We start from the raw sequence: 10,895 nt of genomic DNA, 5'->3' as shown, positions 1-10,895 counted from the left end.
GGCCGGCGCGGCGCGCGCCGCGCAGTCCGAGGTCGTGGGCGTCAGCCGACCTGGCGGGTGCCGGCGGACCAGTAACGGGCCCGCAGCGCCTTCTTATCCGGTTTGCCGACCGCCGTCAGCGGGATGCTGTCGGCGAAGTCGACGCTCTTGGGCGCGTAGTGCGGGCCCTTGCGCTCCTTGACGAGCAGCATCAGCTCCTCCGGGGAGACCGCGACACCGTCGCGCGGCACGATGACGGCCTTCACCGCCTCGCCCCACTTCTCGTCCGGTACGCCGATCACCGCGGCGGCGGCCACGGCCGGGTGCGTGGACAGCACGTCCTCGATCTCGCGCGGGAACACGTTGAACCCGCCGCTCACGATCATGTCCTTCTTCCGGTCGACGATCGTGTAGAAGCCCTGCTCGTCCTCGCGGGCGACATCCCCGGTGTGCAGCCAGCCACCCGCGAACGCGGCCGCGGTCTCCGCAGGCTTGTTCCAGTAACCCTTCATCACCAGCGGTCCGCGCACGCAGATCTCGCCGGGCTCGCCCCGGGCCACCTCGTTGCCGTCCTCGTCGAGGAGCGCGACGTGGACCCAGGGGACCGGACGCCCACAGCTCGCCAGCCGGGCCGGGTCGTCAACGTCGTGTTCCTCCTTGCGCAGCACGAACACGGTCTGCGGCGCCTCGGTCTGGCCGTAGAACTGGAAGAAGATCGGACCGAGCCGGCCGATCGCCTCCCGCAGGCGGCTCGGCGACATCGGGGATGCCCCGTAGAACACCGTCCGCAGGCTGGACAGATCGGTCGCGCCGAAGTTCGGGTGGTCGAGCAGGGCGTAGAGCATCGACGGCACGAGGAACACCGAGGTGATCCGGTGGCGCTCGATCGCCTCGAGCACCTGACCCGCGTCGAACTTGGGAACCACGAACAGCGAGCCGCCGCGCAGCAGCACCGGTACCAGGAAGGTCGACCCGGCGTGGCTGAGCGGGGTGCAGACGAGGTGGCGCAGCGGTTCAGGCCACTGCCACTCGACCATCATGATCTGTGCCATCGCGGCGCTGCTGCGGTAGGTCGCCATCACCCCCTTGGGCGCACCGGTCGTGCCACCGGTGTAGGCGAGGGCGGAGGGGTTCTCGGCGTCGACCACGGGCGCGGTCAGCGGGCGGGGGGCGAACCGTTCGGTCAGGGCGATCAGGTCCTCGCCGACGTCGCACGGCCCGAACGACAGCAGCCGCTTCAGCGTCGGGACGCGCTCGCGTAGCTGGGCGGCCCGCTCGGCGAAACCGGGGTCGAAGGTGAGCGTCTCGATGCCCGCGTCCGCGAGGACGTAGGCATGGTCGTCGAGGGAGCCGAGCGGGTGCAGCGGGGTCCCGCGGGCCCCGAGGGTCATGTTCGCGCCCATCGCGAACAGCACCTCGGGCCGGTTGGCCGACAGCAGGGCGACACCGCTGCCCTGCGTCACGCCCTGCGCCTGGTAGGCCTGCGCGTAGCGGCTCATCTCGTCGCTCAGGTGCGCCGCGGTCAGCTCGTTGCCGTCGAGGTACACCGCCGGGCGTCGCGGGTCCCGCCGGAGCGCGGCGACGAGGAGATCGGGCAGGTAGACGCCGCGGTACAGCTCGGCCAGCGCGGGCTGCCGGGCGCCGGCCGGCTGCGCGACCAGTTCGCGCAGCCGCTCACCGGTGGGCATCCGGGCGCCCGGCAGCACCGTCGCCTCGGTCGCCGCCGGGTCCATGTACAGCACCTCCGACGTCATCAGGTCGCCGTCGAAGCGCACGAAGAACGCGAACGGGAACGAGGTCAGGCAGAGGTCGTCGGGGCCGGTGCCGGGTAGCCCGCGGGCGGCGGCGACCGTCGATGTCAGCAGCGTCCGCAGCCGGCCGTGGCCGGCGAGCCCGCCGTCCACGACAAGGTCGTCGAGCTCGACCCACATGGCTGTTCCGCCCGCCTCGCCCTGCCGGCGCAGACTCGCGATCAGCGTCTCGCGGCTGGTGACGGTCGACGTGCCGCCGGCCCGCGTCACCAGCACGAAGTCCGGGGTGAGGGTCGCGGCGACGGCGTCGGCGTCGTTGACCAGCTCACCGACGAGACGGCGGCGCAACGCCAGCAGCTGGCCGGGGTCCACCGCTGCGGCGACCCGTTCGTCGATGAGACGGAACGTCTGCAGCAGGTCGTCGTCGCGCAGAGCGGGGGCCTGTGTCAAAGTGACTCCCTTCGGAGGCTTCCGGGGCCGGCCCCGGACTAGGCGGGGACCAGCCCCGGACTGGGCGGGATTAGGCGAAGCCAGGTAGCGTGCTGCCGACCGGCACTGTGATGGTCTTCGACTCCAGGTAGGCGGACAGGCCCTCGGGGCCCAGCTCGCGACCGAGTCCCGAACTCTTCACGCCACCGAAGGGCGCCGCCGGGTCGAGCGAGAGACCGTTCACCGTGTAGGTACCGGTCCGCACCCGCCGAGCGATCTCCACGCCGCGCGCGACGTCCTCCGTCCACACGGTGCCGTGCAGGCCGAACGTGCTGTCGTTGGCGATCGCCACGGCGTCGTCGATGTCGTCGAACGGGATGAAGGCGACGACCGGCCCGAAGATCTCCTCCTGGGCGATCCGCATGTCCCGCGTGACGTCGCGGAACACCGTCGGGGTGACGAACCAGCCGCGGTCGACGCCCTCGGGCCGGCCCCCGCCCGTCACCAGCACGGCGCCCTCCTGCCGGCCGATGTCGACGTAGCCGAGAACGCGGTCGCGCTGGCGCGCCGAGATGAGCGGGCCGATGAAGGTCGTCGGATCGAACGGATCGCCCACCCGCAGGTTCCCGGCCGCCGCCGCGAACCGGTCGACCGCCTCGTCGTAGCGCTCGCGGGAGACCAGCACCCGCGACTGCGCCGTGCAGAACTGCCCGCTCATCGACATCGTGACGCCGACCAGGCGCGGCATCGTCTTCGCGAGGTCGGTGTCGTCGAGCACGATGGCGGCCGACTTGCCGCCAAGCTCGAGTGTCACCCGCTTGAGCTGCGCGGCGGCGAGGCCGGCGACCCGCTTGCCCACCGCCGTGCTGCCGGTGAACGCCACCTTGTCGATGCCGGGGTGCGTGACGAGGTGCTCGCTCACCTGGGCGCCGGCCGTGAGCACGTTGAGCACACCCGGCGGCAACCCGGCCGCGTGGGCGGCCTCGGCGAGCAGGTTGCTGTTGAGGGGTGTTTCCGGCGCCGCCTTCAGGACGATCGTGCAGCCGGCCGCCAGCGCCGGTGCCAGCTTCATCATGGCCAGGAAGAGCGGGACGTTCCACGGGACGATCGCCGCAACGGTGCCGACCGGTTCGTTGCGCACCACGGCCGGCGAGTAGCGGCCCGCCCGCAACGTCTCCGCCGGCGTGGTCGCGGCGAGCTCGGCGTAGTATCGGAGCACGTCGAGCGCGTTGTCCACCTGTGCCGCCCGCGCCAGCATGACGGGGGTGCCGTTCTCGGTGACGATGGTGCGGGTCAGCTCGTCAGTACGGGCCGTCAGCTCGGTCAGCAGCGCCTCCATCACCTTCGCCCGCTCGGCGGGGGACTGCGACGGCCACGGCCCCTCGTCGAAGGCCCGCCGCGCGGCGGCGACAGCGGCGTCCACGTCCTCGGCGCTGGCATCCGGCACCTGCGCCACCGGTTCCTCGGTGCTCGGCGAATGGACGGTGATCGAGCGGTCCGACGTCGACGGGAGCCATTTCCCGCCGACGTAGATGTCCTTCGTGACGGGCATGGACACGCCCTCCTTCAGATGGTTGCGCCCGACCGGTCGTCGGCGGTCGCCGACGCCTCCCTGATCCGTTCCTCGCGGGCCGCGACCGGCCCGGAGGGGATTTTCTCGGTCACCCCGAACTCTCGCAGACCCATGCCGCTGACAGCCGGAACACCCTGTGCCGCCTGAGCAATTCGCACGTCGTTACTAATACCGCGGTCGACCAGCATCGCCCCGACCAGGAGAATCACCGACATCTTGAATGCCTGGAAAGCGCGGTACCACGGCCGGTGTTCGACGGTGATCCCGGTCAGCGCCTGATATCGGAGAATCAGGTCGTCGAAATGGGACGCTGGCAGGCCGCGGAAGACCGGCGTCAGCTTCCAGGCCAGTTCCATCCAGCCGATGTCGGCCAGCGGGTCGCCGACTCCGGCCAGCTCCCAGTCGAAGACGCCGGTGACCTCGTCGCCGACGAAGGCGAAGTTGCCGGGCTTCGGATCTCCGTGGATCAGAGTGACGGTGGGGCACGGGGCGGGCTGGCGGGCCCGCAGCTCGGCCAGCAGTCGCTCCAGCCGGGGAAGCGTGTCCCGCTGCCACCGGTGCATGTTGTCGGCCCACCGCTCGAGCTCCTGGTCGAGGTAGTGCCGGCCATCGCCGAGGGCGTCCAACCCGGTGGCCCGCAGATCGACCTGGTGGATCGCCGCCACCTGGTCCAGAATCCCCTCGGACATGCGCTGGACCCGCTCGGGCGACGCGGACAACTCCGGCGGGACCACTGATTCGTAAACGGTTCCAGCCAGGCGCTCCATGACGTAGAACGGACGACCGAGAACATTTCCGGTCTGCTCGGCCCACAGCACCCTGGGCGCGCGCACCGGGGTCGGCTCGAGCGCCCGCTGGATGTCGAACTGGCGCTGCAGGTCGTAGGGCTCCAGCAGCCCCGGCGGGGTCGGGCGAAGCCGTACCACCACGTCCTGCCGCTGCTCGGAGCCGTCACGCCCCTGGACGAGGGTGAGTATCAGCATCTCGGCCGAGTAGCCGAACTCGACGCGTTCCAGGCCCTCGACGCGCGTGTCGGGCGCGTCGGGCAGTTGCCGCCGCAGCCACGCCTCAAGATGGGCACGCACATCGGTTCCGTCCATCGTTCGCCCTCTTCTTCAGTCGCCCTGTGGTGCTGCGGGCCGCCCGCGGGACACGCGTCTTCTTTCTGGCCGGACCTGTCCGCCGGGACGATCTCGGTTCGAGACAGTTCCGCGCCGATGACGGCGGCTGGATCGAGACCGTCGGCTAACGACGGGAATGCTGGCGGCCGCTTCTGCAGGAAACTGGCGGTGCCCTCGGCGGGTCGGCGGCCTTGGACGGCCACGGCCGGCCACCGCCCGGCAGGCGCACAGCGGCCGTGTCGACGTCACGCTGGCGGTTGACGTGCGGCCGGTGACGTGTGAGCGCCAACGAGGACGGTGAGCGGTTCCTGACGATGTAGGCAGCACAAGCGCGCGCCACGGAGACATGTTCGACTGATCACCGCCGCTGGCCCCTCACCGTTTCACCCTCGACACGGCGTCACCATCGCATATCTCTATATTGATGTCAATATTGAATTCAGCCTGGAGGGCCCCTCCCGGACCCGGATCCCTGCGACGCTCGGGCTCGACGTGCATCTGTTCGAGGAAATCCCCGTCGGGGGCGCCGTCCACGCCATCGGCCGGGTGGTCAAGGCGGGGCGTTCCGTCCTGGTCACCTCGATCGAGTTTCTCGACGAGGCCGGGCGTCCGCTGGGCATCGGCCACGGCGTCTTCATGACCGCGCCCGATCCCGCCCTGCGCATCCCGACCGGCCGGTGGGCGCTGGAGGCGTTGTCGTTGCTGCGGGGCTCGCTCTGGGAGCCGATCGCGCAGCGACTGGGCTGCCAACGGACGGCGCCCGGGGTGGCATCCCTGCCGTGCACCGCGGAGGTTCTGAACGCCGCGCGGACCCTCAACGGCGGCCTCATCCCGCTGGTCGTCGAGGAGGCGGTGCTGTCGAGGACTCCGGCCTGACGCTTGCCTCGCTGTCCCTGGAGTACCTGCGGCCGGTGCGGCACGGCCCGGCGGTCGCGATGGCGGAGATTCACCGCGGCGTCGGCACGGCCGAGGTCCGTGACTCCGGCAGCGATGTGCTCGCCGTCATCGCGACGACGCGGGCCTTCCCGCCCGCGCCGTAACCACCTGGCGCCCTATCGACCTGGCGCCCTATCGACCTGGCGCCCTATCGACCTGGCGCCATAACCAGCCGGCGCCGAGACCAGCCCGCGCAGTAAACCGCGTCCGCGTCCGCGTCCCGCAGCGTCGGCTCAAGGAAGGGTAGGCCATCAGATGATCAGTACACGAGCGGCGCTGTTGTACGGGCCGGGTCAGGACTACAGGATCGAGACGGTCGAGCTCGACGAGCCGAGGGCCGGCGAAGTCCTGATCGACGTCCGGGCCTGCGGTCTGTGGTCACCCGGACCTACACCCTCGACCAGGTGAACGAGGGGTACGCCGACCTCGCGGCGGGGCGGATCCTGCGGGGGGCGATCGTCTTCCAGGAGCCCCGGCCCGAACGCCGCGGGCGCTCGTCGAGGGCGATGGAGTACCGGTCGGGCCGCAGGGCTGGCGACCTGACCGGTAGCCGTGGCGGTCAGTGATCCCGCAGCCGCCGCGCGAGGTCGCCATCCCTGGTCGGTGACTCCATCACCAGCCTGGACCGGACGATCTTCCCGGAGGTGGTCCGGGGGAGCGGCCCGTCCCAGCGCACGAGCTGCTCGGGCAGTTCGCGCTTGGCCATCCCCTGGGCGAGCAGGCGCGCCACCACGTCATCGAGTGTTACCCGGGTGTCGATCTCGCTCAGCGAGATCTTGAGGCCGTTGCGGTTGACGACCTCCTTGATCCGCCCGACGACGGTCAACCTACCCTCGTGCACCTCGACCTGGTCCCCGCTGCGGTACCAGCCGCCCTCGAACGCGGCCAGGTCATCCGCCGGATCCAGGTATCCCAGGGCCACGCTCGACCCCCGCAGCGGACCTTCCCGCGGGTGACCGGATGAGCTGGTGCGGACCTCGCCGCCAGGCGCGATGGCGCCGTCATCGGAGAGCCGGCGCTCACGGTTGTCGGACGGCAGGCTCCCCGAGAAGGAGGGTGCTTCCGACGAGGCGTACACCCGGGCGATGTCGATCCCGAACGTGTCCGTTGGTCCACGCCGATCTCCCGCACCGCATGTTCAATCATCTTTCGATCGATTAGCGGCGGGCGACCCCGGCGTTTGGGAGAAGTGGCATCAGATTGGCCGGGCCTACTCTACCCTGATGACGAGTCGGAGACTTGCATTGCGTCCGCCGAAGAGTCCCTTGGTAATGCTCCACCCGCCTGTTCGATGGCGGTTTATTAGCTCTCAAGCAAGGTTATTGCTTGCTTCGGGCAGGCCTGTGCGGCGGCGCGCACATCGAGCCAGTCGTCCTCGTCCGGTTCTTCTTCCAAAACCGCCAGCACGTCGTCCTGATCAAGTTCAAACACCGACGGAGCCAAGCCGACGCATAGTGCGTTAGATTCGCATAGCGTCAAGTTCACTACCACCTGCATCTGTTCCTCCGTCAGCTCCAGAAATACTTGATATTCCGCCGGTCGTCAGCCGACTGATTGCGGGGGTGTGGGTCGCCCGGCCAGGGTTGCGGCGCCGCGCGTGAGTACCGGCGCGGTCAAGGACTTCGGGTTATGGGGCCGGAAGGTACTTGCTGACCCTCGCCGAAGAGGGATCCTCCTTCGGGCTCGACGCACTCGGCCTTGCCCGGACGGCCGTTGCGTGGAAACCCGGCCTCGTGCGGTCGGTTGTTCGCAACAAAGATCGGCACTTCCGCGGTACCTCTCCGGCCGGTTGGTTCAGTCCTGTCCATGACTATACACAACTTCGACGTCGGTATCAAAATTGGCATGTATGTTTGTGGTTTGTTTGCGCGATTTGCCGTCAACCCCCGGTCGGCGGCCCCGCCCGCCCACGGCTCGAGCAGCGGCGCCGTCAGGCCGAGGCGCCGGCCGACCGCCACCCAGTCCACCCGGTCATCGGCCGTGCCAGGCGGCTGTTCCGCGGCGACAGCGGCCCACACCTCGCCGTCGCGGGGCGGCGCGGACCGTGCGGCCCTGGCCGCCTCAGCACCCCGAACGGTGACGATCCACCGGCCATCGGAGGTGGTCGCGAGCAACCCGGCGGCCCGCCATGTCACGAGCCGCAACGCCAACCAGGACCGGTCCACCTCGGCGGCCGGTGCGTCCAACACCGTGGCGATGCCGTCCAGGGTGCTGGCGATCCGGGTCGTGGCGGTGAGAGCGGCCCACAGTTCCCGCCGGCTGATCGCGGCCGTCGCCGGCCGCCGGGCCGCGTCGAGCGCGGGCAGCCGCGCGACCGTGTACAGGGTCCGGCTGGTGGTGCGCCACCGGCCGAGCAGACCGAGGTCGACGAGGATGTCTAACGCGCCGGCCATCGGCGTGACGGGCAGGCCGAGGCGGTCCGCGAACAGCCGCGCGGTGAACTGCCGCTGATCCGAGTGGCTCGCCGCCCAGATGAGGGCCTGATGCACCCCGGCGGGGTCGACAGCTGCGATCCGGCCCTCACGGGTCGGCTGCGGGCTCACGGTGCCGCGATCTCGGTCGCGTCGACTGCGGGCAGGCGGTCGAGGAGGCCGTCATATATCGCGGCGGCTAGCGCCCGCCACACGTCCACCGGAAGGCGCGCTTCGCGGCCGTGCAGGTAGCCGTAGGCGTGCACAACCTCGCCGTCGTCGAGTCGGGAGCGGCTCCCGGACGGCGTCCACACCCTCCAGGCCGAGGTGAGGTTGTGGAGCAGCCCGGCACGGGTCGCCGTGGCGAGGCCGCAGCAGATGACCCACGGCAGGCGAACACGGATGATGACCTCGCCTCTGTGGCGGGCCACGAGTGCCGCTGGGGCGGCCGAGGGTGGTGGCGCGGTCGCCAACCAGGACATGATCACTCCAGGGTGTTGGTGCCTGCCCGCCACCCGTCGCGGAGGGGGCGGCGGTCTCCCGGGCGGGCAGGCGGCATGCGGGAGCGGGCTCGGGTCAACCCGCGGCGGGAATCGTGGCCCGCCAGTCGCCGCGGATCAGCCGGATGGAACCGTCGGCGCGGACGATGGCCTGGGCGCCGAGCCACGGGGACATGCCCACGCGCATCCATTCGTCTCGCGCGTCGTCCAGGAGATCCCAGAGGGGCCGCCGCCCACCCTGGTGGACGGTAGGCGGCTCGGTGTCGACGGCGGTTGCCCGCGCCCACGATCCATCGGGATGCGTGAGTAGCGCCGTGTGGCCGCCAGCGGGTTCCCGCCGGTAGTCGGTCCGGATCCCCGGGATGGCCAGCGTCAACGTCGTGGCGAGGTCCCACGCGTCGCCGATGTCGAGCACCGGATAGCGGCCCACGCCGACGCTGTCACCCTCCTGGCTCCACCGCTGGTGGTACGCCTGGTCGTCGGGTGGGTAGTCGGCGCCGCTGCGCGCCGCCATGAATCCGGCCCAGTCCCGCGCGACCCGACCAGCGAAGCCATCGCGAGTGCGATCAACGGCGAGGATCATCCAGGTGCCGGCGATGGTGGTGACGATCCGGCCACCCGGCCGCAATGCCCGCAGCCAGCTTGGAGGGATCGACGGCACGGACATGGTCGACACGATCCGGTCGTAGGTGCCGGGCAGCCCGTCCGTCGCGTCGACGGGCAGAACCTGTGGGTCGAGCCCGATACCAGCGAGGCGCTCGGTGGCAGCCGCGGTGAGGTACGGGTCAACGTCCACTGCGGTCACCCGCCCCGATCCGTAGCGGGTCGCGAGCAGCGCCGTCCCGTAGCCGCTGCCGGTGCCGACGTCGAGCACGTCGAGGCCATCGGCGATCTGGGCGTGCCGGTACATGGTCAGCAGCAGCGACGGCAGAGTGGACGACGAGGTCGACCGGCCCGCCGGCCGGTCACCGATTCCGGCCGAGTCGGCGTGCAGCTCACCGACCCGGGTCACAAGCGACCGGTTGGTGTAGACCTCGGCGAGCGGGCCCTGACGCCGGATCCAGCCGTCCCCGTCCCGCTCCCACCACGCGGGTACGAACGAGTGGCGTGGCAGGGCGGCGACGACCCCGTACCAGCGTGATCCGGGGTGCGTGACCACCGTGGCCAGCTGCTGGGCGTGATCCTGCCAGTCCATCAGTCGGAGTCGGGGTAGTCCGGCTGGCACGCCGGCCTCGTGAACGGGTTGCAGGTCCCCTCCTCCGTGTCATCCGGCGAGCATCCGGTGGCCGCGGACCGCAACGCGTCGAGCCTGGCGACCTGACTGGCCCACGCCGTCCCGGCCAGGGTCTCCGCCAGTCTGCCGACCCGGACATTGCCGGTGATGGCGTGTCGGGTGAACACGCAGGGGGTGACGGTACCGTCCGCGCGGATAGCGGCCCGGCCATGGCCGCAGCGCCCGCAGGTCCCCGACTCGCCGTGATCCGACTCGCCGTGATCTGCCCGACCGACGGGGCGAATGCCGTCCCTGGTGATGCTGCCCACGCCGAGGGCCAGGAGCTCGGCGTGCGCCCGGTCGAGGGTGCTGTCACTGTCGCCGATCAGGCCGACGCGCAGCGGGATACCGCGTCGTAGCATCTCGACGATGGTGGCCCGGGTGCGGGAGTGAGACCGGGCCTGCCCGGTCATCCGGTCATGGGCGGCGGGGTCGGAGCTGTAGTAGCTCGTGGCCAGGCTGACGCCGGCCTGCGTCAGGGCAGGCCACAGACGATCCGGCACGCGCACCAGGTTCGAGTAGACCTCGACCGCGAGCCCGAGGCCGACGGCGTAGTCGATGAGGCCGCCCAGTTCCGGGTGCAGTGTCGGTTCACCCCCGATGATGGTCACCCGGCCGACGCGCAGCGCCGCGGCCTCGTTGAGCACGCGCTGCCAGTCCGCCACGGTCATCGACCCGTGATCTCCGGTGGGCCCGGATGATGCGTAGCAGTGCGTGCATGTCAGTTGGCACCGGCCGGTGATCTCCAGCCAGAGCGAGTTGATGACGTTGGTGGGTCTGCCCGCGATGGCGGTAGGCATGCTGTCCCCTTGGCCTGACTGGGTTAGGCGGGACGGCCCGCCGACCCGCGCTGTGGGCGCTCGTGTGGGCCGGCGGGCCGGATCGGGGGGCGTCAGACCGTGTCGCGCAGGCGCTCCCGGTC

General features: G+C 70.6%; 11 protein-coding genes. 2 read left to right on the top strand and 9 right to left on the bottom strand.

Annotation, left to right across the window (positions count from 1 at the left end; translation table 11 throughout):
• Positions 1-41: 41 nt before the first annotated feature.
• The 3 genes from MXD60_RS27530 to MXD60_RS27520 form a co-directional block, all read right to left on the bottom strand.
• Positions 42-2,180 carry an AMP-binding protein gene (locus MXD60_RS27530; protein WP_308222629.1) on the bottom strand — a complete coding sequence of 713 codons (2,139 nt, stop codon included), beginning with the start codon at positions 2,178-2,180 and terminating at the stop codon, positions 42-44.
• Positions 2,181-2,250: 70 nt separating this feature from the next.
• Entirely contained in the window at positions 2,251-3,711 is a 1,461-nt protein-coding gene (locus MXD60_RS27525; RefSeq protein WP_248822606.1) for an aldehyde dehydrogenase, read from the bottom strand.
• Between the two features lie 14 nt (positions 3,712-3,725).
• Positions 3,726-4,832, bottom strand: a complete 1,107-nt coding sequence (locus tag MXD60_RS27520) for a phosphotransferase family protein (RefSeq protein WP_248822605.1) — start codon at positions 4,830-4,832, stop codon at positions 3,726-3,728.
• 513 nt (positions 4,833-5,345) lie between these two features.
• Here MXD60_RS27520 and MXD60_RS27515 point away from each other — a divergent pair.
• The gene (locus MXD60_RS27515; RefSeq protein ID WP_248822604.1) at positions 5,346-5,729 is read left to right on the top strand and encodes a hotdog fold domain-containing protein; all 384 of its coding nucleotides are present in this window, start codon (positions 5,346-5,348) and stop codon (positions 5,727-5,729) included.
• A gap of 434 nt (positions 5,730-6,163) precedes the next feature.
• A complete protein-coding gene (locus MXD60_RS27510; protein WP_248822603.1) occupies positions 6,164-6,355 on the top strand; it encodes a hypothetical protein in 192 nt (63 codons plus the stop codon).
• Here MXD60_RS27510 and MXD60_RS27505 read toward each other — a convergent pair.
• The 6 genes from MXD60_RS27505 to MXD60_RS27480 all read right to left on the bottom strand — a co-directional run bounded on the left by MXD60_RS27505 (position 6,349) and on the right by MXD60_RS27480 (position 10,773).
• Positions 6,349-6,711: an acyl-CoA synthetase family protein gene (locus tag MXD60_RS27505; protein WP_368861295.1), complete on the bottom strand. Its 363-nt coding sequence runs from the start codon at positions 6,709-6,711 to the stop codon at positions 6,349-6,351. The genes MXD60_RS27510 and MXD60_RS27505 overlap by 7 nt on opposite strands.
• A 380-nt stretch (positions 6,712-7,091) precedes the next feature.
• Positions 7,092-7,286: a ferredoxin gene (locus MXD60_RS27500; RefSeq protein WP_248822601.1), complete on the bottom strand. Its 195-nt coding sequence runs from the start codon at positions 7,284-7,286 to the stop codon at positions 7,092-7,094.
• Positions 7,287-7,402: 116 nt separating this feature from the next.
• Positions 7,403-8,332: a hypothetical protein gene (locus tag MXD60_RS27495; RefSeq protein ID WP_248822600.1), complete on the bottom strand. Its 930-nt coding sequence runs from the start codon at positions 8,330-8,332 to the stop codon at positions 7,403-7,405.
• On the bottom strand, positions 8,329-8,682 hold the full coding sequence (locus tag MXD60_RS27490; RefSeq protein ID WP_248822599.1) for a hypothetical protein: 354 nt from the start codon (positions 8,680-8,682) through the stop codon (positions 8,329-8,331). Before MXD60_RS27490 ends, MXD60_RS27495 begins: the two co-directional genes overlap by 4 nt.
• A 94-nt stretch (positions 8,683-8,776) precedes the next feature.
• Complete coding sequence (locus MXD60_RS27485; protein WP_248822598.1) at positions 8,777-9,925, bottom strand: methyltransferase domain-containing protein; 1,149 nt, start codon at positions 9,923-9,925, stop codon at positions 8,777-8,779.
• Positions 9,895-10,773 carry a radical SAM/SPASM domain-containing protein gene (locus tag MXD60_RS27480; RefSeq protein ID WP_248822597.1) on the bottom strand — a complete coding sequence of 293 codons (879 nt, stop codon included), beginning with the start codon at positions 10,771-10,773 and terminating at the stop codon, positions 9,895-9,897. The genes MXD60_RS27485 and MXD60_RS27480 overlap by 31 nt, the downstream gene beginning before the upstream one ends.
• Positions 10,774-10,895 lie beyond the last annotated feature (122 nt).

The organism is Frankia sp. AgB32 (assembly GCF_023243045.1).
Taxonomy (GTDB): Bacteria; Actinomycetota; Actinomycetes; order Frankiales; family Frankiaceae; genus Frankia.
Note: the sequence above shows the minus strand (reverse complement) of the source record. Positions and strands in the feature narration are given on the sequence as shown.

What these genes read in the sequence shown, in the direction of transcription:
- MXD60_RS27525 (WP_248822606.1), bottom strand. Translation starts at nt 3,711, where the DNA reads ATGCCCGTCACGAAGGACATCTACGTCGGCGGGAAATGGCTCCCGTCG.
- MXD60_RS27520 (WP_248822605.1), bottom strand. Translation starts at nt 4,832, where the DNA reads ATGGACGGAACCGATGTGCGTGCCCATCTTGAGGCGTGGCTGCGGCGG.
- MXD60_RS27500 (WP_248822601.1), bottom strand. Translation starts at nt 7,286, where the DNA reads ATGCAGGTGGTAGTGAACTTGACGCTATGCGAATCTAACGCACTATGC.
- MXD60_RS27490 (WP_248822599.1), bottom strand. Translation starts at nt 8,682, where the DNA reads ATGTCCTGGTTGGCGACCGCGCCACCACCCTCGGCCGCCCCAGCGGCA.
- MXD60_RS27480 (WP_248822597.1), bottom strand. Translation starts at nt 10,773, where the DNA reads ATGCCTACCGCCATCGCGGGCAGACCCACCAACGTCATCAACTCGCTC.